19 protein-coding genes are annotated in these 22971 nt (G+C 58.8%); 13 read left to right on the top strand and 6 right to left on the bottom strand.

The features are described 5' to 3' along the window. Positions 1 to 64 precede the first annotated feature (64 nt). Positions 65 to 1270 (top strand): Obg family GTPase CgtA, encoded by a 1206-nt coding sequence (gene cgtA / locus FDY93_RS16705; protein ID WP_138236910.1) that lies wholly within the window; start codon positions 65 to 67, stop codon positions 1268 to 1270. A 73-nt stretch (positions 1271 to 1343) separates the two neighbouring features. Further along, entirely contained in the window at positions 1344 to 2477 is a 1134-nt protein-coding gene (proB, locus tag FDY93_RS16700) for a glutamate 5-kinase (protein WP_138236909.1), read from the top strand. Positions 2478 to 2594: 117 nt separating this feature from the next. Here proB and rpsT read toward each other — a convergent pair whose 3' ends face one another. From rpsT to FDY93_RS19515, 5 genes are all read right to left on the bottom strand, one after another. Next, on the bottom strand, positions 2595 to 2861 hold the full coding sequence (gene rpsT / locus FDY93_RS16695) for a 30S ribosomal protein S20 (RefSeq protein ID WP_138236908.1): 267 nt from the start codon (positions 2859 to 2861) through the stop codon (positions 2595 to 2597). Positions 2862 to 3106: 245 nt separating this feature from the next. Continuing rightward, positions 3107 to 5173, bottom strand: coding sequence for an ATP-binding protein (locus tag FDY93_RS16690; protein ID WP_138236907.1), 2067 nt, complete (start codon positions 5171 to 5173; stop codon positions 3107 to 3109). Between the two features lie 32 nt (positions 5174 to 5205). Further along, positions 5206 to 5928 (bottom strand): proteobacterial dedicated sortase system response regulator, encoded by a 723-nt coding sequence (gene pdsR, locus FDY93_RS16685; RefSeq protein ID WP_246068624.1) that lies wholly within the window; start codon positions 5926 to 5928, stop codon positions 5206 to 5208. A 182-nt stretch (positions 5929 to 6110) separates the two neighbouring features. After that, positions 6111 to 6821: an OmpA family protein gene (locus FDY93_RS16680; RefSeq protein ID WP_138236906.1), complete on the bottom strand. Its 711-nt coding sequence runs from the start codon at positions 6819 to 6821 to the stop codon at positions 6111 to 6113. Between the two features lie 202 nt (positions 6822 to 7023). Beyond that, positions 7024 to 7164: a hypothetical protein gene (locus FDY93_RS19515; RefSeq protein WP_166219951.1), complete on the bottom strand. Its 141-nt coding sequence runs from the start codon at positions 7162 to 7164 to the stop codon at positions 7024 to 7026. Between the two features lie 307 nt (positions 7165 to 7471). Here FDY93_RS19515 and murJ point away from each other — a divergent pair, with 307 nt between their 5' ends. The 6 genes from murJ to ispH all read left to right on the top strand — a co-directional run bounded on the left by murJ (position 7472) and on the right by ispH (position 15305). Continuing rightward, a complete protein-coding gene (murJ, locus tag FDY93_RS16675) occupies positions 7472 to 9058 on the top strand; it encodes a murein biosynthesis integral membrane protein MurJ (RefSeq protein WP_138236951.1) in 1587 nt (528 codons plus the stop codon). A gap of 97 nt (positions 9059 to 9155) precedes the next feature. After that, complete coding sequence (ribF, locus tag FDY93_RS16670; RefSeq protein ID WP_138236905.1) at positions 9156 to 10133, top strand: bifunctional riboflavin kinase/FAD synthetase; 978 nt, start codon at positions 9156 to 9158, stop codon at positions 10131 to 10133. Positions 10134 to 10564: 431 nt separating this feature from the next. Beyond that, positions 10565 to 13369 (top strand): isoleucine--tRNA ligase, encoded by a 2805-nt coding sequence (gene ileS / locus FDY93_RS16665; RefSeq protein WP_138236904.1) that lies wholly within the window; start codon positions 10565 to 10567, stop codon positions 13367 to 13369. After that, positions 13362 to 13880, top strand: coding sequence for a signal peptidase II (lspA, locus tag FDY93_RS16660; RefSeq protein WP_138236903.1), 519 nt, complete (start codon positions 13362 to 13364; stop codon positions 13878 to 13880). The genes ileS and lspA overlap by 8 nt, the downstream gene beginning before the upstream one ends. 31 nt (positions 13881 to 13911) lie before the next feature. Continuing rightward, positions 13912 to 14352, top strand: coding sequence for an FKBP-type peptidyl-prolyl cis-trans isomerase (locus FDY93_RS16655; RefSeq protein WP_138236902.1), 441 nt, complete (start codon positions 13912 to 13914; stop codon positions 14350 to 14352). A 17-nt stretch (positions 14353 to 14369) separates the two neighbouring features. Beyond that, positions 14370 to 15305 (top strand): 4-hydroxy-3-methylbut-2-enyl diphosphate reductase, encoded by a 936-nt coding sequence (ispH, locus tag FDY93_RS16650; protein ID WP_138236901.1) that lies wholly within the window; start codon positions 14370 to 14372, stop codon positions 15303 to 15305. Here the strand turns inward: ispH and FDY93_RS16645 are convergent, their stop codons facing one another. Continuing rightward, entirely contained in the window at positions 15306 to 15824 is a 519-nt protein-coding gene (locus FDY93_RS16645; protein WP_171019023.1) for a GspH/FimT family pseudopilin, read from the bottom strand. Positions 15825 to 16155: 331 nt separating this feature from the next. Between FDY93_RS16645 and FDY93_RS16640 the strand changes: the two genes are divergently transcribed. The 5 genes from FDY93_RS16640 to FDY93_RS16620 all read left to right on the top strand — a co-directional run bounded on the left by FDY93_RS16640 (position 16156) and on the right by FDY93_RS16620 (position 22963). Next, a complete protein-coding gene (locus tag FDY93_RS16640; RefSeq protein WP_138236899.1) occupies positions 16156 to 16707 on the top strand; it encodes a GspH/FimT family pseudopilin in 552 nt (183 codons plus the stop codon). A 16-nt stretch (positions 16708 to 16723) separates the two neighbouring features. Next, positions 16724 to 17149, top strand: a complete 426-nt coding sequence (gene pilV / locus FDY93_RS16635; protein ID WP_138236898.1) for a type IV pilus modification protein PilV — start codon at positions 16724 to 16726, stop codon at positions 17147 to 17149. A gap of 10 nt (positions 17150 to 17159) precedes the next feature. Continuing rightward, positions 17160 to 18230 (top strand): PilW family protein, encoded by a 1071-nt coding sequence (locus FDY93_RS16630; protein WP_138236897.1) that lies wholly within the window; start codon positions 17160 to 17162, stop codon positions 18228 to 18230. 69 nt (positions 18231 to 18299) lie between these two features. Further along, positions 18300 to 18794, top strand: coding sequence for a pilus assembly PilX family protein (locus FDY93_RS16625; RefSeq protein ID WP_171019022.1), 495 nt, complete (start codon positions 18300 to 18302; stop codon positions 18792 to 18794). Next, on the top strand, positions 18794 to 22963 hold the full coding sequence (locus FDY93_RS16620; RefSeq protein WP_138236895.1) for a pilus assembly protein: 4170 nt from the start codon (positions 18794 to 18796) through the stop codon (positions 22961 to 22963). Before FDY93_RS16625 ends, FDY93_RS16620 begins: the two co-directional genes overlap by 1 nt. The last annotated feature ends 8 nt before the right edge of the window (positions 22964 to 22971 follow it).

Below are 22971 nucleotides of genomic sequence, written 5' to 3'. Positions count from 1 at the left end.
CCCACTTTTTTGTATTGATCCCGGGCAAATTACACTGAAGACCGGGTAACCGGTAAGTAGAGTCATGAAATTTGTAGATGAGGCACCGATCAAGGTGCAGGCCGGCAACGGCGGTAAAGGGTGTTGCAGCTTCTGGCGTGAGAAATTCATTGCCAAGGGCGGCCCCGATGGCGGCGACGGCGGCGACGGCGGCTCCGTCTATCTGGAGGCCGACGAATCTTTGAATACCCTGGTGGACTACCGCTTCCAGCCCAACCATCAGGCGGAGAACGGTGAGCCTGGACGCGGCCGCAACTGCACCGGCGCCAAGGGTGAAGATCTGATACTGAAGGTGCCCGTGGGTACTACCGCCATCGACGTGGATACCGGCGAGACACTGGGCGACCTGTTGGAGCCGGGGCAGCGGCTGCTGGTGGCCCAGGGTGGCTTCCACGGCATTGGCAACACCCGTTTCAAGTCCAGTACCAACCGCGCGCCCCGTCAGACCACGCCGGGCTACCCGGGCGAGTTCCGCAATCTGAAGCTGGAACTCAAGGTGCTGGCGGATGTGGGCATGCTCGGTCTGCCGAATGCGGGCAAGTCCACCTTTATTCGCGCCGTGTCTGCGGCGAAACCGAAGGTGGCGAATTATCCGTTTACCACCCTGGTGCCGAACCTGGGGGTGGTGAAGGTGCAGAAATACCGCAGCTTCGTGATTGCCGATATCCCCGGTCTGATCGAGGGTGCCTCCGAGGGTGCGGGGCTGGGTATCCGCTTTCTCAAGCATCTGACCCGCTGTCGCGTGCTGCTGCACCTGGTGGATCTGGCGCCGTTCGACGGCTCCGACCCCGTGCAGAATGCGCTCGCCATCGAGCGCGAGCTGGAATCCTTCAGTCCGACACTGGCCGGGCGCGAGCGCTGGCTGGTGCTGAACAAGACCGATCTGGTGCCGGCTGCCGAGCTGGATGAACGCTGCCAGGCCATCGTCAGCGCCCTTGGCTGGCAGGGGCCGGTATTCCGTGTCGCCGCGATTCGCGGTGAGGGCACCGATGTGCTCTCTGGGCAGCTGATGGATTACCTCGAGGATGTGAAGCAGCGGGAAGAGCTGGATGGTGATCTGTTCGAGGCTGAACAGGAAGCCCAGCGGCAGATGCAGCGCGAGGCGCGTGAGCGCATCGAGGAGGTGCGTCTGGCGCAGCGTGCGAAGCGTATGGGGCTGGAAGAATCTGACGAGGATGATGAAGATTGGGACGACGATGACTACGACGTAGATATAGAATATCGTCGCTAAGTTTTCTGCCCTTCCAGAGGATTGTCCCGACTCAGGGATGGCCTGCAGGGGCGTGTCCTGATATGAGGAATAAATGGACTCCACTTCGTCGCGTCAGCAACTCTCCGCCAGCAAGCGCTGGGTAATCAAAATTGGCAGCGCCCTGCTCACCGACAATGGTCGCGGCGTCAATCGCGCCGCGATCCACAACTGGGCGGGGCAGATCAGTGCCCTGCGCCGTCAGGGTATTGAGGTGCTGCTGGTATCCTCCGGTGCCGTGGCGGCGGGCATGGACCGCCTGGGTTGGCGCAAACGCCCCGAATCCATCCACCAGCTGCAGGCCGCCGCCGCTGTAGGGCAGAGCCATCTGGTGCAGGTGTATGAGCACGCGTTTGGACAGTACGACTGCCGCACGGCGCAGATCCTGCTGGATCATGACGATCTCTCCAACCGCACCCGTTATCTCAATGCCCGCAGCACCCTGCGCACCCTGTTGTCGCTGGGTGCGGTGCCGATCATCAATGAGAATGACACGGTAGTGACCGATGAGATCCGCTTCGGCGACAACGACACTCTGGGGGCCCTGGTGGCCAATCTGGTGGAGGCGGATGTGCTGCTGATTCTCACCGACGCAGAGGGTTTGTTTACCGAGGACCCGCGCGACAACCCGGCGGCAGAACTGGTGCGCGAAGCGGTGGCCACAGACCCGCGTCTGGTGGCAATGGCGGGCGGCTCTCGCAGCGGCCTCGGCCGTGGCGGCATGGCTACCAAGGTGCGCGCGGCTCAGCTGGCGGCGCGCTCCGGTGCGCGCACGGTAATCGTTGGCGGTGGTGCGGAGGCGGTGATCGAGCGTGTGGCGGCGGGAGAGGCGCTGGGCACATTGTTGATGCCCGAGGCGGACCCGCTGACGGCGCGCAAGCGCTGGCTGGCTGGGCAGCTGCAGGTGCGCGGCAAGCTCTATTTGGATGCCGGCGCGGAGCGCGCATTGCGCAACCAGGGCAAGAGTTTACTGCCGGTGGGCGTGGTGGGTGTTGACGGGCGCTTTCATCGCGGCGAGCTGGTGAGCTGTGTCAATGCCGGCGGCGAGGAGATCGCGCGCGGGCTGGTGAATTACGGCAGTGGTGAGGCGTCCAGGATCTGCGGTCAGTCGTCAGAGCGGATTGTGGAGTTGCTCGGCTATCGCGACGACGATGAGTTGATCCATCGCGACAATCTGATCCTGCTGTGACTGGGTTGGTCGTGGAGCCCTGAGTGGCGGGCCCTTCTCGGAAGGGTCGTTACGCTAAATTGAGGCAATAAAAAACCCCGCTATCGCGGGGTTTTTTGTGCTCAGTCAGAAATTGGCTCAGGCGGCCAGCTTCTTGATCTGGGCGTTCAGGCGGCTCTTATGGCGAGCTGCCTTGTTCTTGTGAATGATGCCTTTGTCGGCCATGCGGTCGATGACCGGCACAGCAGCCGCGTAAGCGGTTTTGGCTTTATCAGCGTCACCTGCATCGATGGCTGCAACTACCTTTTTGATGTAGGTGCGCACCATGGAGCGCAGACTGGCGTTGTGATTGCGGCGCTTGTCATTCTGGCGCGCGCGTTTCTTCGCTTGAGGTGAGTTGGCCACCGGTTGCTCCTGTCTGGATCTTGATAACTCGAACAATCGGGCCGGGGGCCCGTTTGGGACGCGACATTATCCCCAGCGTTGTTTGTTTGTCAACCGCCGGCGCGGTGAGTTTGTGACTGCGGGGGCTGCGCGCTGCTTAATCCCGGCAACACAGTTATGCCGGACTTGATCCGGCATCCAGCTTCGTAGCACTGGATTCCGGGTCAGGCCCGGAATGGCGGTTGTCCAGGGTAGTTCCTGCCGTCTCAACGGGGCAGGGCTAGTGTAAACACGACGCCACTACCATCTTCGCGATTGGCGGCACTGAGCTCGCCGTGATGAAAGTCGGCGATCAGTCGCGCGATATGCAGGCCAAGCCCCAGGTGTCCGGCCTTGCCGCCGTCGTCGCGCACCGAAACGAGGGAGTCGAACAGCTTCTGGCCAAAACCGCTGGGCAGCAGCGGTCCGCTGTTGCTGACGCTCAGCACGTATTCCCTGCGCTCGGGTGTCAGTGCCATATGGATTGTGCTGCCCTCCGGGGCGAAGCTCACCGCGTTGTCCACCAACTTGTCCAGTAGTTGCGCGAGCAGCTCTGGAGCGCCGTTGCAGGGTTGTGGCGTGTCGGGGCACTGCAGTTCGAAGTGGTGTTCGGGGTGGGCGTCGGCGTAGCTCTGGTTGAGTGCCTGTACCAGGTCCGCGAGATCGAAATCTTCGCGGTCGGCCTGGCGGATGCTCGCTTCCAGGTGATTGGCGGCGGACAGGGCATTGAGGATCGACGACAGGCGGGCGCCGCCGTCGGCGGCGCGCTCGGCATAGCGGCGGCTGTCGCTGTCGAGGTCGCCGGCGGCAAGGTTGTCGAGGGACGAGCGCACCACCGCCAGTGGGGTGCGCAACTCGTGTGAGAGCTTGCTCGCGAGGCTGCGCAGGTACTGGTGATAGTGGTCCAGCTCGGCGAGCAGACTGGCAAAGGCGCGGTTGAGGGCGCCGAGTTCATCATTGATAAGAGGGCGCGGGAAATCCCCCCGCAGGCGACCGCTGGCATCCACGGCATTGCTGGCGGCGCGGTGGAGCTGGCGAATGCGCCAGGACAGCCAGCTGGCGTAGCCTAACAGCAGCAGCAGAACCAGGCCGGCAGCGGCGGCGGTGGTGAGCCACAGGCGGCGGGCGGCGGATTCGGTGAGGGACCGCAGGGCACTGGCGGACTGGGCGGTGATCACCCGCCCCAGCAATGGGCGCTCGATAATATCGTCAGCGCGGGTTACCACCGGCACGCTGACGGCGCCAATACGCTCATCGCCAGGGGTACTGTCGGGATCGCTGTCCGGGGCGCCGAACCACTGGCTGGCAGTTTCCCGGTTTTGGGTCAGGTTGTCCGGAAACCGGTCCCGGGGCAGCGGCGATAGCGCAGCGGTGGCTAGTATCTGCCGGTAGAGCCAATCCCGCAGCCAGGGTTGCGCCTCGCCCGCGGGCGGTTGGTCGTCCCCGGTGGCGTGCCAGTCAATACCGGTGCGGGCAAGCACGAAGCCCTCCTGATCCACCACGGTGAGCTGCAGCTCCGGGCGCGCGAAGTGTTCCAGTTCCCGCTGCAGTTGCGGCAGTGGTTCCACCAGTACTCCGGGGCGGCCGTCGTTCGGCAGGGTGCCGGCGACGCGCGCGGGGGTGCCTCCGTCGCTGTGTGTGCGGTCCAGCACGCGGACCGCCAGTTCGCCGTCGCTCAGGGCGGCGGGCAGTGTCAGCTCCAGCTGATAGCCGCGCGGGGAGGCGGTCCAGCGGCCGCGGATACGCAGTTCGCGCTCGTACCGGCCGCGGCGGGGGTTGTACCACATGGCGTGCACCGGTCCCTGGCTCGCCACGGGCAGGGTGTATTGTTGGCGCGCGGTATAGATTTCCACCGTGTCACCGCTGGATATGCCGCTGCTGCGCGGGTCGTGATAGCTGGGGCTGCGGTCGCGGGCGGTGAGCAGCATATAGATCTGGCTGCCACGCCGGCCGAGGGTGATTTGCGCGAAGGGGTCGCCTGCCTGATCGAGCAGCTGTCGTGGCCGCAGGCGCAGCGCGCGCCACTCCTCGCCGTAGCCATCCAGCACCGGCGTTTGCGCAAGAGGGTTCAGGTAGAGCTGGGCACCGGGTGGGCGGCCGTTGCGGCGGGGATCCGGTGCTATGAGTTCGGGGGCACTGGCGAGGCGTGCCGCGATGGCGTTGCCGGTGGCTTCCAGTGTCTGCATCTGCCCCTGGGTGAGGGCCTGGTCCACCTGGCGCAGGTATTGGCAGCCGGCCCAGGGAAGGGCCAGGGTGCAGAGGCTCAGCAGGACCAGTTGGCGACGCAGGTTCATGACAGTCGGGTCGGGGTTCGGGCTGGCGGCGGTTACACCTGCCAGCGGTAGCCCATGCCATAGGCCGTGCCGATGGCATCAAAACTTCCGTCGATGGCCTGGAATTTGCGGCGGATGCGCTTCACATGGGAGGTGATGGTGTTGTCGTCCAGCACCACCCGCGCGGCTTCCATCAACTGGGTGCGGGATTTCACATGCCCGGGGCGCTTGGCCAGGGCGTGCACAATCCAGAACTCGGTCACGGTGAGGTCCACGGCCGTTCCCTGCCAGTGGCAGTGCAGGCGCGATACATCCAGCGCCAGGTCGCCCTGGGTGAGTGTTTCGTTGTCATCGCTTTTGGACTGCATGATGCTCACCCGGCGCAGAAGGGCGCTGATACGGGCCTGCATGTGCGGCAGGGAGATGTCCTTGGTGAGATAGTCGTCCGCGCCCAGGCGCAGGCCGGAGATAATGTCCAGTTCCGAGTCCCGCGCGGTCAGGAACAGAATGGGCAGGGTGGGCGCCATGGCGCGCAGCTCCCGGCACAGATCGAATCCGCCCTCGATTTCCGCCCCGAGGCCAACATCGATAACCGCAAGATCCGGCAGCCGCTGTTGAAATGCGGCCAGTGCTTCCGGGCGGGTATGGTAGAGCTGTACCTGATAACCGGTGCGGCGCAGGGCATCGCGGTAGTTCTCGGCGATGGCAATTTCGTCTTCGACAATGGCGATGGTCGGGCTGTTCATACGGGCTTTGGCACTGATATCTGCTGGCATGTGGCGGAAAATCATGCCCGAACATTGGGGCCGCTGGCAAAAAATGATGCGCACAAAAAAGCGTGCCACGTTTTAGCGGCACACAAGGTCAGGTTTTACAGGGCTTTGGAAGTCGGGTTGCGCGGGACTGTTGTGAACTATCGGCCACCGTTTTTGCGGAACGGGGGCCGATGGGTTGATGTTCAGAAGTTGCCGGCTGTGGACTCCGGCAGGCCGAAGTGAATATCGACCCGGCGCTCGAGCGCGTAGGCGTCCAGATCGCCCTTGCCAGCTTTGGAGCGACTGGCGCCGAGAGCGCGGCGTTCGATACGTTCAGGTGCTACACCGTAGGCTTCCAGGGCGCGCTGCACACTGAGGGCGCGCTGGTCGGAGAGTACATTGTTGTAGCCGTCACTGCCGCGGGGGTCGGAATGACCTTCGAGCAATACCTGCAGTTGCGGGTGACGGGTGAGGAAATCGGCCATCGCGGCAACCTGGCGCTCCTGTGCTTCCTGCAGCTGGTCGTCGCCGGTGGTGAACAGCATCTGGAACTCAAGGCTTTCCAGTGCCAGCGTGCGGGCGTCGTTGGCCGACAATTGCGCCATGTCCAGTTGTTGTGCGAGGTTACCCAGTTCTGCGCGGCTTTCGGTCAGTTGTGTTGCGAGCATGTCGGCCTCTTCTGCTTGCTTGATCTGTTCGCCCAGCCAGGCACCACCGAGGGCACCGGCAATGAAACCGACCGGGCCACCTACGGCGGCGCCCGCAACTGCGGCGCCGGTAAATACAGTGGCCTGTTTGGCCGGGGTCAGGGCTGAGCCCTGAAATTTTGTCTCGGTGTTTTTGGCGGCCTCGGGCGCGGCGAAGCTGTTCAGGGCCAGACTGCTCAGGGTTACTGCCAACAACATCTTTTTCATGATCGTGTTCCTTGCGATTTGAGTTTATATGACTGCTCTTCGGTGCCGATCGGGTTGGTGTTTCCGTCTCGGTTGATAGTCATTTAAACCCCGCAAGGAGGCACTGGCGTGGCGCCAGTGGGGCAAATTGCTCAGCAATTATGGCGAATTGTGGCGAGGCGCCCTGTGATTCAGTTCAGCCTCCGCAAAGATTGCGCTGCAATCACTCCACGCGCCGCCGAAAGCGGCTGCCGCGGGACTGGTCGATCCGCACCCGCACCCGTTGAGGTCGTGGGCCCATGGCGACAATGGCGTACAACAGGATCGCCAGGAGCAGTGCAATCATCAATGCGTTAATGGTCATTCCTTTTCTCCTCTGTTGCCGCCAATCCCTGCGGTTCGCCAACGGCTTACACTGAGTATAGTTTCGTATTGCGCCAACCGTAGCGCGGCTGCGCTGCAGAGGGTTTGCGAGCGGATCGGGTGGCCGCGGCGGTGCTTTGCGGTAGACTTGCCGCCCATTATTTCCTTCTGCATTTAAACTTCTGGCCGGAATCCGGCATTGACCTTCAGGAATCAGGGACGTGGCAGCACCTTCGCCCGAACAGGAACCGCCCAAACCGAGCCCGGATGACCCGGCACTGCAATCGCACGGGGCACAAGGTGCCGGGTTGCAGGAAAAAAAAGATAGCCCTCAGCGGGGGTTGCTGCGCGGAACCTCTGTGGTCGGCGGCGCCACACTGTTGTCGCGGATCATGGGATTGGCGCGGGATGTGGTATTTGCGCGACTCACCGGTGCCGGTGAAGCCGCCGATGCTTTCTTTGTGGCCTTCAAAATCCCCAATTTCTTCCGCCGTCTGTTCGCCGAGGGCGCATTCGCCCAAGCGTTTGTACCGGTGCTGGCGGAATACCGCCAAAACGGCGGCCTGGCCGCGGCAAAAGAACTCAATGACCGGGTGGCCGGGGCGCTTGGGGGCACACTGTTGCTGGTCACGCTTTTTGGGGTGTTGGGCGCGCCGCTGGTAACAGGCATCTTCGCCTTTGGCTGGTGGTGGGGCGGCAATGAGCCGGCCAAGTTCGCGATGGCCACGGACATGTTGCGTATCACCTTCCCCTATCTGATGCTGATCTCGCTCACCGGCTTCGCCGGGGCCATTCTCAACAGCTTTGACCGTTTCGCCATCCCGGCCCTGACCCCGATCTTGCTCAATCTGGTGCTGATTGCCGCCGCCACTGTGGCCGCCGGCTGGTTCGATCCCTCGGTCATGGCGCTCGCCTGGGGGGTACTGGTGGCCGGCGTGGCGCAGCTGCTGTTCCAGATCCCGTTTCTGATGCGCGAGGGGTTGCTGCCGCGCCCAAAATGGGACTGGCAATATCCTGGCGTGCGCAAGATCCTGCGGCTGATGGCACCGGCGATCTTCGGTGTGTCGGTCACCCAGATCAGCCTGGTTCTGGACACGGTGCTGGCTTCCTTCCTGCCCACCGGATCGGTGACCTGGCTGTATTTTTCCGACCGCCTGACCGAGTTGCCGCTGGGGGTGTTCGGCGTTGCGGTGGCCACGGTGATCCTGCCGAACCTGTCGCGCCAGCACGCCGGCGGCGACCCGCGGCGCTTTCGTCACACCATCGACTGGGCGCTGCGCTGCGTCACTCTGATCGCGCTGCCGGCAGCTGTGGCGCTGTTTGTGCTCGCAGAGCCGCTACTTACTTCACTGTTTCAGTACGGCAACATGACCGCTCGGGATATGCAGATGGCGGCCTGGTCGCTGCGCGCCTACACCTTCGGGCTGCTCGCTTTCATGCTGATCAAAGTGCTGGCGCCCGGCTACTTCGCCCGCCAGGACACCACCACCCCGGTGCGCTTTGGTCTTATCGCTATTGCCTCCAAGATGATACTGAGCCTGTTGTTTGTGGTGCCGCTGCACCTGTATTTTCAGCTCGGCCATATGGGGCTTGCCATGGCCACCGCCGGCCAGGCGGCGATCAACGCCTGGCTGTTGTACCGCGGGCTGCGCCAGGGCGGGGTCTACGCACCGGAAGCCGGCTGGCGCTCGTTTCTGGCGCGGCTGCTGCTGGCTAATCTGGCCATGGCAGCGGTATTGCTTGGCGTATTGCACTACTGGCCCGACTGGAACGACTGGCCCTGGTGGCAGCGTGCCTGGCGCATCGGCGCGCTGGTAGTGGCCGGCGGCGCCACCTACCTGGGGGTGTTACTGGCCAGCGGCCTGCGCCCGCGCCATTTCCGGGCCACCTCATGAGTGACCGAAATCCCCAGAGAGCGGCCAAATCCGTTATACTGCGCCGCTTGATTTTGCAAGGCCGATCAAGAGTGACTAGTAGGGTGAGTGAAGCACTGTGACCGAGCAACGGGAGCTGATTCGCGGGTTGCACAACCTGCGGCCGCGCCACCACGGATGCGTGGCGACCATCGGTTCATTCGATGGCGTGCACCTGGGGCACCAGGCCATCATTACCCAACTGCGGGCGCGGGCCGCCGAGCGCAAACTGCCCTCGGTAGCGATCATCTTCGAGCCCCAGCCCCATGAATTCTTCTCCGGCGAAAAGGCGCCGGCGCGGCTGATGCGCTTCAAGGAAAAGGTGCTTGCGCTGTTTGCCGCGGGGGTGGATCGCGTGCTGTGCCTGCAGTTCAACGAGCGGTTGCGCCACCTGAGCGCGAAAGCGTTTATCCAACAGGTGCTGGTGGATGGCCTCGGCGTGTGCCACCTTGTGGTGGGCGATGATTTCCGCTTCGGCTGCGACCGCAGTGGTGACTACGCGCTGTTGCAAACGGTGGGTGCGGAAGCGGGTTTTACCGTGGAAGACACCGCGACCCTGGAAATTGCCGGTGAGCGCGTAAGCAGCACCCGCATCCGCGAGGCCCTGCAGAATGCGGACTTTGCCCTGGCAGAACAGCTGCTGGGCAAGCCCTACCGGATTACCGGCCTGGTCGCCCGCGGCCGCGCCCTCGGGCGTCAGCTGGGTGCGCCCACGGCGAATGTGCGCCTGCATCGCTATCGCTCGCCGCTGGTGGGCGTGTACACGGTAACCGCAAAGCGCACCAACGGCAGCCCGATGAGTGGCAGCTGTATGGAAGTGGCCGGCGTGGCCAATGTGGGCTTTCGCCCGACGGTGGAAGGCGAGGGTGCAAAACCGCTGCTGGAAGTGCACCTGTTCGATTTCAGCGGCGACCTGTACGGCCGCGAAATTGCCGTCGCCTTCCACCACAAATTACGCGATGAAGAAAAGTTTGAGTCCCTGGAAATCCTCAAACAGAAAATTGCCGAAGACATTGCCAACGCGAAAGCGTGGTTTGCCAGCGGCAAACAAAAGTAAAGAAATTACCCCTTCGCATCAGAATACTCCAACACTCAGATGCGAAGGCAGAGCACCGGGGACAGGTTTTCAGGAGCGTCGCAAACAGGATGTTTGCGCCGCAGCGCCCAGGGATGGGTTCACCGCGGTCCTGAAAACCTGTCCCCGGTGCTCTGCCGCCACCGAACTGGCCGAGCTGGGACCCCGGGGTCCGATATTAGAGCTCTGTTCTACGTCCGGTGGCGCGGAAGCAATGGGTATCAGGTTTCAAAAACGCTGTGAATACGTCCCTGTACGCTCCGTCGGCGACGTCCATGTCGCCGACGGTTTTGAAACCTGATCCCCATCACTTCCGCTTCGATTTTTAGTTCTGAACTTCGTAAGCCAGTTATCGCTGAAGTTCAGTTGAACGAAAGAATTTGTTTTAGCGCTACAACCGAAGTAGATAACCAATGACCGACTACAAAGCGACCCTGAACCTGCCCGAAACCGACTTTCCCATGCGCGGCAATCTGCCGAGCCGGGAACCGGAAATTCTGAAGCAATGGCAAGAAGGCAAGCTCTACGAAAAAATTCGCGAGGCCCGCGCCGGTCGCGAACAGTTTATCCTGCACGATGGCCCCCCCTACGCCAACGGTGATATTCATATCGGTCACTCGGTCAACAAAATTCTCAAAGACATCATCGTCAAATCGAAAACCCTGAGCGGACTGGATGCCCCCTACGTGCCCGGCTGGGACTGCCACGGCCTGCCCATCGAACACAAGGTGGAGCAGAAAGTCGGCAAGGCCGGCACCAAGGTCGACCACAAAACCTTCCGCCAGAAATGCCGCGAATACGCCGCAAAACAGGTCGAAGGTCAGAAGAAAGACTTTATCCGCCTCGGCGTGTTCGGCGACTGGGAAAATCCCTACCGCACCATGGACTTCGAATTTGAAGCCGACATCATTCGCGCTCTCGCCGGTGTGGTGAAAAACGGCCACCTGTCCCGCGGCTTCAAACCCGTGTACTGGAGTGTGGTGGGCGGCTCTGCGCTGGCGGAAGCGGAAGTGGAGTACCAGGACAAAACGTCCTACTCCATCTACGTCAATTACCCGGTCACCGAAGAAACCGCGCTCGCCATCGCCGACGCCGCTGGCGGCCACGCCGGCGAAGGCCCGCTGTCCGTAGTGATCTGGACCACCACCCCCTGGACCCTGCCGTCTTCCCAGGCCGTGTCTGTCAACGGCGAGCTGGAATACGTGGTGGTACAGGCCGGCGGCAAGCGCCTGCTGCTGGCAGAAGCGTTGAAAGACGCGGTACTGGCACAGGCTGGTCTCGAGGGCAGTGTGGTTGGCCGCATCCGCGGCGCCGCGCTGGAACACCTGAAAATCAAGCATCCCTTCTACGATAAGGAACTGCCGATCATTCTCGGCGACCACGTCACCACCGACGCCGGTACCGGCTGCGTGCACACCGCGCCCGATCACGGTCCGGACGACTTCAACGTGGGCAAGCGCTACGGTATCGACACCCTGAATTATGTCGACGACAACGGCGTCTACCGCGACAGCACACCGCTGGTCGCGGGCGAACACGTGTACAAGGTTGACGACAAGATTGTCGAACTGCTGAAAGAAAACGATGCACTGTTGTATCAGGGCAAACTGGTCCACAGCTATCCGCACTGCTGGCGCACCAAGACCCCGCTGATCTACCGCGCCACGCCGCAGTGGTTTATCAGCATGCAGCAGAACGACCTGCTGGATCACGCGCAGAAAGCGGCTGATGAAGTGCAGTGGATCCCCGGCTGGGGCAAGGCGCGCATCGATTCCATGCTGAACGCGAGCCCAGACTGGTGTATCTCCCGTCAACGCACCTGGGGTGTGCCCATCGCGCTGTTCGTGCACAAAGAGACCCACGAAATTCACCCCGACACCCCGGCGCTGATGGAAAAAGTCGCGCAGCAGGTGGAAAAGGCGGGCATGGACGTGTGGTTCGAGCTGGATGCAAAAGAACTGCTGGGTGACGACGCGGACAACTACCAGAAAGTTACCGATACCCTGGATGTGTGGTTCGATTCCGGCGTGACCCATCACGCGGTGCTGAAGCGTCGTGAAGCCCTGCGCTTCCCGGCGGACCTGTACCTGGAAGGTTCCGACCAGCACCGTGGCTGGTTCCAGTCCTCCCTGAAAACCTCCATCGCCATCAACGACTGCGCGCCGTACAAGCAGGTGCTCACCCACGGTTTCACCGTGGACGCCCAGGGTCGCAAGATGTCCAAGTCCATCGGCAACGTGGTGGCGCCGCAGGATGTGATCAACAAAATGGGTGCGGACGTGCTGCGCCTGTGGGTAGCGGCCACCGACTTCAGTGGCGAGATGGGCGTTTCCGACGAGATCCTGAAGCGTACCGCGGACTCCTATCGCCGCCTGCGCAATACCGCGCGTTTCTTCCTGTCCAACCTGGCCGGTTTTGATCCCGCGAAAGATCTGTTGCCGACGGATGATCTGCTGGCGCTGGACCGCTGGGCCATCGAGCAGGCGGCGAAGCTGCAGGGTGAAATCGTAGCGGCGTACGACCGCTACCAGTTCCACCAGATCTATCAAAAACTGCACAACTTCTGTGTGGTGGAGATGGGCGGTTTCTATCTCGACATCATCAAGGACCGCCAGTACACCACCCAGGCCGATAGCGTCGCCCGTCGCTCCGCGCAGACCGCGCTGTACCACATCGTGCAGGCCTTCGTGCGCTGGGTGGCGCCGATCCTCAGCTTTACCGCGGAAGAGCTGTGGCAGTTTATCCCCGGCAACCGCGAAGACAGCGTGATGCTGGCAGAGTGGCACCAGTTCCCGGAGTTGCCGCAGGACAATGCGATGGACGCAGAATTCTGGGATGCTATCGCCGATGTGAAGACTGCGGTGAACAAAGTGCTTGAAGAGCAGCGCGCGGCGGGCAAGATCGGTGGTTCCCTGCAGGCGTCCGTGACGCTGTTTGCCGACGAGGCCCTGCAACAGAAACTGGATGCGCTCAAAGACGAGCTGCGCTTTGTGCTGATCTGCTCCTCCACTTCCGTACAGGCGCTTACCGATGCTGCCGGTGCCGAGAAAACCGAACTCGCCGGCCTGCGGGTGGCGGTGCATAAGGTGGACGCACCCAAATGTGGCCGCTGTTGGCACTACCGCGAAGATGTGGGCAGCAACAGCGAGCATCCGGAACTCTGTGGCCGCTGTGTTGAGAACGTGAGTGGTTCCGGTGAGGAACGCCACTATGCCTAAACTGCTGTCTTCGCCACTGCGCTGGTATCTGCTGGCACTGCTGGTGATTGTGGTGGATATCGCCACCAAGGTGTGGGCGGTTGAGCGCTTTATGTATGGCCCTGCGCTGCAGATCATCCCGGGTTTCCTGCAGTTCACCTATGCGGAAAACTACGGGGCCGCTTTCAGCTTTCTCGCCGATGCCGGCGGCTGGCAGCGCTGGTTCTTCGGCGCTATCGCGGTGGTTTTCAGCACCGTGGTTGTACTGTGGATCAAACGGTTGCCCGCCGCCAGGCGCTGGGAGCCCACTGCGCTGGCGCTGATTCTCGGCGGCGCGCTGGGCAACCTATGGGACCGCATGCTGCTCGGATATGTGCGCGATTTTATTTCTGTGTATTACGGCAGCTGGCATTTCCCTGTATTCAACGTGGCCGATATGGCCATCTCTGTCGGCGCTGCCATGCTGGTGATCGAGCTGCTGTTTTTTAAAGACAAAGGCGAAGCATCCAGCAAAAACAGCGCGGAAGTGTAAGGTTCCAGAGCAGTAGCATTTAGAGACATCTATGAGCAATAACGTTATCGGTGAGCACAGCCGTGTCACCCTGCACTTCAGTCTCAAGCTGGATGACGGTTCCGAAGTGGATTCCAACTTCGAAGGTGACCCAGCCACTTTTATTGTCGGCGACGGCAACCTGCTGCCGGGTTTTGAACAGGCCCTGTTCGGGCTTAAAACCGGTGATGAAGCGGAAATCGAGATCCCACCGGAAGGCGCGTTCGGGCAGCGCAACCCCGCGAATATCCAAAAGGTACGCCGGGACATGTTCTCCCCGGATATGCAGCTGGAGGAAGGGCTGGTGGTGTCTTTCGACAACGGCAGTGGCGAGCTCCCGGGCATCATCCGCGACATCGGTGAAGACGAAGTGGAAGTGGATTTCAACCACCCGCTCGCCGGGCAGACCGTGTTCTTCCACGTAAAAATTCTCGAAGTGGCCTCCATTAACTAGGTCAAGGACAGAACAGCATGCAGATTCGCCTCGCCAATCCCCGCGGCTTTTGTGCCGGCGTCGACCGCGCCATCGACATCGTCAACCGCGCCCTCGACGTATTCGGTGCCCCAATCTATGTGCGTCACGAAGTGGTGCACAACAAATTTGTGGTCGACACCCTGCGCGAGCGCGGTGCGGTATTTGTAGACGAGCTGGATGAAGTCCCGGACGATGTGATCGTCATTTTCAGCGCCCACGGCGTGTCCAAGGCCGTGCAGGATGAGGCTGCCAACCGCGGCCTCAAGGTCTTCGATGCCACCTGCCCGCTGGTCACCAAGGTGCACATGGAAGTCAGTAAATTCAGCAGCGACGGCGCCGAGTGTATACTCATCGGCCACGAAGGCCACCCGGAAGTGGAAGGCACCATGGGGCAGTACGACACCAGCAATGGCGGTGCCATTTATCTGGTGGAAGACGAGCAGGATGTGGCGAAGCTCCAGGTCAAAGATCCGGACAACCTCACCTTCGTCACCCAGACCACTCTTTCCGTGGACGACACCTCCCGCGTGATCGACGCCCTGCGCACCAAATTCCCCAACATCCGCGGTCCGCGCAAAGACGACATCTGTTACGCCACCCAGAACCGTCAGGACGCCGTGCGCCAATTGGCGCTGGAGTGCGATCTGGTGCTGGTGGTAGGCAGCCCCAACAGCTCTAACTCCAACCGCCTGCGGGAGCTGGCGGAGCGCTGTGGTACCAATGCATATCTGATCGACGGCCCCGATTGCGTTGATCCCACATGGCTGACTGACAAAAAAATCATCGGTATCACGGCTGGAGCCTCCGCGCCGGAAGTACTGGTGGAGCGGGTGATTCAGAAACTGCGTGAGCTCGGCGCAGAAACGCCTAATGAGATTGCGGGTATTCCGGAAAATATCAGTTTCAGTTTGCCAAAAGAGTTGCGCGGTTGATCAGTTTCCGCAGCCTGCTTCGGAAATCTTCTCGATCCTTGCCCTGCCGCTGGGGGAAAGCACCAATTGGTATCCTTCCCCAGCGTTCATAGGGCAAATGGTAAATCTTCCCGCCTGAAAGGCGCCGCCAGTGGCCGTGCCGGCGTAGCGGCTATGTCCCGTCCCTATAAAAGAAATGTAATTGGACAGGGGGCCGTTTGCGCTGATGGTTACCCCTTCGAGCGCCTCTCCTGTAGTAATCTGTTCTTCGTTCGCATCTCTTTGCCCGTCGAAATCCTGATCGTAGAAAATTTCCCAGCCTGATTGCCATTCGCCCAGCTTGCGCAATGTGGCACGGCGGTTGCTGCTGACCGCTTTGGTGCGGGTCAGATGAATGGCCTGCAACAGGTCGTCGGCGGCGGTGCGGGTACGACTGGCTTCGAGATGGTGCTGAAAACCGGGCACGCCAATGGCGAGCAAAATCGCGAGAATGGTGAGGGTGATCAATAGCTCAATTAATGTGAGACCGCTGGCTTTCATGTATCTTCCCTGAATATGAATGTTATTTGAGCGGATGCCTTCCTGGCGACCGTTTACTCCCCTCCCAAAGCCGCCTGTCGTCTGTTGCTCCAGTGACCTGCGACGTCGTGATACGGTGCTCAAAAAATTACCATCGTGATAACTACGCATCCAGTAGGTGCGCTGTTCTCCAGCGAGATAAAGTAAAATCGGCGCCAGTATTTACAGCCTTTCCGTACCAAGTATTCGATATCGGTGGTGCGAACATCGGGCAGTCTGCGCAGAGTGTGCGATTCGAACAAAAAATATTCACCATTGCTGAAACGGTTTTCTGTGGGGGAGTGATGCAAGCATGAGAATCAAACAGGGGGGGCTCACCCTCATAGAGCTGATGATAACGCTGGCAGTACTGGCGGTAATCGTCGGTATCGCCGTTCCGAGCTTCAACACCATGATTCAGAACAACCGATCACTCGCCCTTGGTGATGAGCTTGCCAGCGCGCTCAATTTTGCGCGCAGCGAGGCGATCAAGCGGGGGGCGCGCGTGACTTTATGCGGCACCACAAATGGCACTACATGTAATGGCAACTGGACCAACAGCTGGATCGTAGTGGTTGATACGGCCGCAACCGATGATGCCGCCTCTCCCGTTGTTGCCAATGCGGCCGCGGTACTTCGTGTCTGGGAGGCGCCAGAAAGCAATGCCGCCATTACCGTCACTCAGGGCGGTACCAATCCCACTTTTGTACGATTTACCCGCCGGGGTACGCTCGGTCGCTCAAGCAATGGTGACGTTGCCATGAATGTCAGTTTCAACGGCTGCAGTAGCAACTCGGCTCGGCAGATTTCCGTAGGTATCGCGGGAATGTTGAATATGTCCCGCAGCAGCACCGGCTGCTCCTGATCAGAGAGGATAGAAAATGCGTAAACAACAGGGCGCGGGCCTGATTGAAGTGTTGGTAACGGTTCTGATTCTCGGCACCTCTCTGCTGGCATTGGCGGCTCTGCAAAGCAAATCCCTTCAATACAATCACAGCGCCTATCTGCGATCGCAGGCGAATATCCTCGCTTATGACATCCTCGACCGGATTCGGATCAACCGGACCAATGTTGCCAGCTATTCGCTGGCGGTCAGTGCCGACAAGCCCACCGGCACGACTGTGGCCCAGAAAGACATGATCGAGTGGCTCACCAACATCGAGACCATGCTGCCAGGCGCCGATGGTGGCGTGGAGTGTGTCGCCGCAACGGATTTCTGCACCGTGACCATTCAGTGGGCGGAGCAGAACAGTTCTGGTGAGGCCTCCGAGGACCAGAGCCAGTTTGTGTACACCACCCGGCTGTGAGAAATAGTTAATGAAAAACAGAACAATGCACAGTCAGCAGGGTATTTCCCTGGTAGAACTGATGATCTCCATCACCATTGGCCTGATTCTGATGACGGGTGTGGTGCAGTTGTTTCTCTCCAGTCGCACCACGTTTTCCACCCAGCAGGCACTGGCGCGGGTGCAGGAGAGCGGGCGCCTGGCAACGGAGTTCCTCGCCCAGGATATCCGCATGGCGGGCTACATGGGCTGTATGAGTCGCAATATCAACTTTACCAATACCCTAAATAACGCCAGCGACCTCGCTTACAACTTCGAGGTCGGTATCGAGGGGCTTGATAATGTGACGGCAGCTACTACCGGCTATCCCTCGGATATTGTCGCCGGAACCGATGTTCTGGTTGTTCGCAGTGCCAACGGTAATGGTGTAGACGTCACCCAAAATAACAACAGTGCACAACTTTTTGCGGAAGACACTGGAGTTGAGGCGAGCTGCGATGATGGGGAGGACAGTTTCAGTGGCCTGTGTGAAAACGACATCCTGGTGGTTTCCGACTGCACCAAGGCTCGTGTGTTTCAGGCGACCAACTTGCAGACTACTGGTGGCAGCGTTGAAGTGAACGTGGTGCACTCCGGCGATAACACCGCAGAGCCCGGTAATGCCATCACATCCTGGGGCGGAAGCAGTAATCCGGAGGAAAACTTTGGCCCGGATTCTGAAATCATAAAGATGAACACCACTGTGTATTACATTCGCAGCAGCGATGTATCCGGGCAACCGGGCCTATGGCAACAAGTAAATGGTGGTACCTCGCAGGAACTCCTCGAGGGCATTGAAGATATGCAGTTGTTGTACGGGCGAGACACCAATGCTGATGGCGTACCGGATGATTACCAGACCGCCGCAGCAGTGACCGCAGCGAATGCCTGGGATGACGTCTCCAGTGTACGGGTGCAGTTACTGGTTCAAAGCACCGAAGACAATCTATTACAGGAAGATCAGCCCTATACCTTTAACGGAGTCACCAATAATACTCCCGGTGACCGTCGCTTGCGCCAGGTGTTTATCAATACCGTCGGCATTCGCAGCCGTCTTCCATAAATCAAATGCATTCGATAACGCTCTATGAATAAGCAGATATTTTCAAACTCAGTGCAGCGCCAGCGCGGGATGACATTGATCGTTGGCCTGATCATGGTCTTGCTGATGACACTGGTGGGTATGGCGGCCATTCGCGGCAGCGGCATGCAGGAATTGATGGCCGGTAATATGCGCGATCGCAATTTGGCATTCCAGTCAGCGGAAGCGGCATTGAGAGAGGGGGAAGAAGTGCTCACTGGTGCCACCATCCCGGCCTTCAATGGCACTCCGGCGGGATATGTGCAGGCGATAACTGGCTCAACCAGTACCGGCTTCTGGGATAGGTACGCGTGGGATACCGGTTCGGTACGCACGGCGATGGGAATCCAGCTGGTATCGAGTCAGCCGCAATACGTGATTGAAGAGGTTGTCAGCACCACCACCGCCAACGCGGCGGATGGCAGCGCGGTTGATTTTGCCAGTACGCTGAAAACCGAGGATACCGTGTTTTATCGTGTGACCAGTCGTGCTGAGGGAGGTACCGCCGATGCGGTGGTCATACTGCAGTCAACCTACAAGCGATAATGACGACTGGGCTGAAGAAAATGTTACTTAAAAGAATCAAATCGAAGTTTCTTACCGGTGCCTCGGCGGCCATTGCAAGCGTTCTGTTTAGCCATGCAGTGTATTCCCAGGAATTGGTGTTGGCGCAATCACCGTTGTTTTTGGCACAGCCGGTAAAGCCGCTGGTAATGCTGAATATGTCCAATGATCATCAGCTTTACTTTAAGGCCTATGACGACTATACCGATCTCGATGAGGATGGGGTGGCGGATACTACCTATAAAAATACATATGATTACTATGGTTACTTTGACAGCAAAAAATGTTACAGCTATGAATCCAGCCGCTTTGTGCCAAAGGCACTTGCGATAAACCATTTCTGCGATGAAGTAGATGGCGAATGGAGCGGCAACTTTCTGAACTGGGCCACTATGACCCGTATGGATGCCGTGCGTAAAATTCTCTACGGTGGTTACCGTTCTACCGATGAGGATGAAAGCGGAATTACCGTGCTTGAACGCGCTTTCCTGCCGCAGGACGCGCATGCTTTTGCCAAATATTACAACGGCACCGACATTGCTAAACTGACCGCGCACGCCTTTTCCAGCGGAACGACAAACACCGCGGGCATTACCTTGTGCAATACAACTGATAGTGCAACGTATAACGACGAAACTACAGTATTGTCGCAGAACAACACCCGTGCACCCAAAATCATGGTGGTCCAGGGGAACTACTCCCTGTGGGCAAGTAATGAGCGTTGGCAATGTCGCTGGGGCAATGGCAGTAATGGAAATAGCGCTACAAGTAGCGGCATCAATGCGCACTCCAATGCACCGAGTTCTGGCACTACATATGTAGCCCGAGTAGAGGTGTGTAAGGCTGGACTACTGGAAGAAAACTGTCGCTCTTATCCCGACGGTAACTCTAAGCCGGCGGGTTTGCTGCAGAAGTATGGAGAAAAAGGTGAAATCCTGTTTGGTCTGATGACCGGTTCTTACGGAAAGAACAAATCCGGTGGTGTACTAAGGAAGAATATTGGCGACCTCAGTGGTGAAATTTTTGCTGACACCGATGGCCGGTTCACCGGTGCTGCGGGAATAGTTAGTACCTTGGATAAGTTGCGTATCTACGGGTATCAGTATAGCGGTCCAAGTGACGATGGTGTCTACAATCATGCCAGAGGTGATAACTGTAACTGGGGAAGGAGTACTTTTACCGATGGTAACTGTTCCAACTGGGGTAACCCCCAGTCTGAAATCTACCTTGAATCATTGCGTTATCTGGCTGGTAAATCAAAGACAGCAGCGTTTGATTCCAGTGACTCGAGCTATATCTCGGGGCTGAGTTCTCCCGACTGGGTCAGTCCCATTGGCAGTAGTAACTATTGCGCTGCATTGAACATTATTCAATTCAACGCGTCGAGCAGTTCGTACGATGATGATTTTTCCGGTGCTTCCGATCTGAACGCAATTGGCAGTGTCGATACATGGACCAATAAAATTGGGGCTGCGGAAGCTATTCACGGCAAGGATTTCTTTGTCGGAGAGAATGGCTCCGTTGTAAACCAGCTGTGTACTCCCAAAACTGTTGCAAACTTGTCGGATGTCGCGGGCACTTGCCCTGATGCACCGCGTCTTGGCGGAACCTATGATATCGCGGGCCTCGCATACTATGCGCGCAGCTCAAAGATTCGCACCGACTACAATGTCGGCAACGTTACCACGTATGGTGTTGCGCTTGCCCCGGCTGTTCCCAAGGTGACTATTCCCGTGTCTGCGGATAATAAGGTGACTCTGTTGCCAGCGTGCCGCAATAAGGATGTGGGTGGTAATTGTGCCATCGTGGATTTCAAAGTGGTAAGCCAGTCCAAAGATGGTACTTCCGGCAAGCTCTACGTGAACTGGGAGGACAGTGAGCAGGGAGGTGACTTTGACCAGGATATGTGGGGCGTCATCGACTACTCACTCAGTGGTATCGAGCTGACAGTAACCACAAATGTAATTGCCGAGTCGACTGTTGATGAAATGGGTTTTGGTTATGTAATCGCCGGTACAACCAATGACGGATTCCATGTGCATTCGGGTATAGAAGGATTTACTGATGGAGGTTGTAACAATTGTCAGGTATGGGATGGCGCTACCTCCAAGACATTTGTGGTGGGCTCCTCCTCGGCTAGTACCTTGGAGCAGCCACTTTACTATGCGGCCAAGTGGGGCGGCTTTAGTGACGATGAAAACGGCAATCCACCCACCGACGCAGAAATAGCTGCCGCTACACCGAAAACCTACTTCTATGCGATTGATCCGGCTGAATTAGAAAAAAGTCTCGGTAAGGCGCTGGAGCAGGTTGCGGCGAGTGCTGGTTCCGCATCGTCCGTCGCTACCAACTCCACCCGCTTGGGTACCGATACGGTTATCTATCAGGCACTGTTCAATAGCGCCGATTGGAGTGGTGAAATCAAGGCGCTCAGCCTGAATAGCGATGGTTCCGTCGGTTCCGTCAAATGGAAATCTGATAACTCGAAATTTGAAGCCGCCCTCACACGTGACGTGTTCACGCACGATGGTTCTACAGGGAAGGTGTTCAATTGGGATCAGCTGAGTACAGCTCAGCAGAACACGCTGATTGGCGACGATACGGTAGTGGAGGGTGTAAAACGTCTGGCCTGGGTGCGGGGCGAAGCCGTTGCCGGTTTGAGAGATCGCGAGCATCTGTTGGGTGATATCGTCAACTCTAGCCCGGTATATGCCGGTACCAAGAAGTACAATTTTCATTTGCTGTCGGACGCGCTTGGTGGGTTGACCTACGAAACCTACTACAACACGTACAAGAAGACTCGTAGCGAAGTGCTCTACGTAGGTGCCAACGACGGTATGTTGCACGCGTTCGATGCGGCCAATGGAACAGAACTTTTTTCCTATGTGCCGGCAGGTGTCTACGACAAGCTGAAGAATCTGAGTGCGCCGGATTATGGCACTAGCAACAATTCTCACGCCTATAGTGTGGACGGCAAGCTGTTCGTGGGTGATGCCTATATCAACGGCAGCTGGAAAAATATCCTTGTCGGCACCCTCGGGGCTGGAGGCAAAGGGTTCTTTGTCCTGGATGTCACAAACCCTACCAGCTTTGATGAAAGTAATGTGCTGCTGGATATGACGGATCCTGATCTCTTTGGTACAACTTTCAACAACCTTGGCAATATCATCAGCGAGCCGGTGGTCGCGCCGACCAAGAACGGCTGGAAGATCTTCCTGGGGAACGGTTATAACTCTACTGCTGGCACGGCAAATCTGTTTGTGGTTGATCTCAACAATGCGGCTTCCAACACGAAAGTTATCGCGGCTGGCACGGCTGGTGCCAATGGCCTCGCCGGCCCGGCTTTGCTTTCCAATGGCGATGGCGAGGTTGTTACTGCCTATGCCGGTGATCTGCTCGGCAATATGTGGAAATTTGATCTTGGCGATACTCAGACCTCCAAGTGGGGCATCGCCTATCAGGACGGCAAGGGCGCTGGTGCGCTTGATGCGCCACTGTTCCGCGCACTGGATGCGGATGGCAATTCCCAGAAAATCACCGCTACTCCGACTCTGGGCCTGAACGCCAAGATGGATAATGCGGTGATGGTTTATTTCGGTACAGGTAGTTACCTGACAAGTAGCGATAATGGGGCCGGCAGGGTGATCAACAGTGTTTATGCCATCGCCGACCAGGGCGCTCCGGTTACCGGGCGCGATCAACTGTTCCAGAAAACCATTTCCACTCAGGCCAATGGCCTGCGGGATGTAAGCAATAATACCGACACCAGTTGGTGGACAACGAAAAAAGGATGGTATTTGGACCTTACCTTCGGAGGTGTGGTCAGCGGCGAACGGATTACCAGCAAACCGCTGTTGATCTACGACCGGCTGTTGTTCCCGACCCTGATAACGTCCTCAGACCCCTGTTCTTTCGGTGGCAGCGGCTGGATGATGGAGCTGGTGGCTGTTGGTGATCGCTACCAGGGGCATTCCATTTTTGGAGAAGATGGGAAAGAGGTGGATTACGCGGTGATCAGTTACTCCGAAGTGATTCGCGCTGGCGAAAAGGCCTACCTGCCGACCAGTAATATCAAAGGTGAACTGGATGTCACCGAGGGTGAATTTCCGGAAGATGCAATCGGTCGGATGTCGTGGCGACAGTTGCGCTAATAGATTTA

Source organism: Microbulbifer harenosus (genome assembly GCF_005771435.1).
GTDB lineage: Bacteria > Pseudomonadota > Gammaproteobacteria > Pseudomonadales > Cellvibrionaceae > Microbulbifer > Microbulbifer harenosus.
Note: the sequence above shows the minus strand (reverse complement) of the source record. Positions and strands in the feature narration are given on the sequence as shown.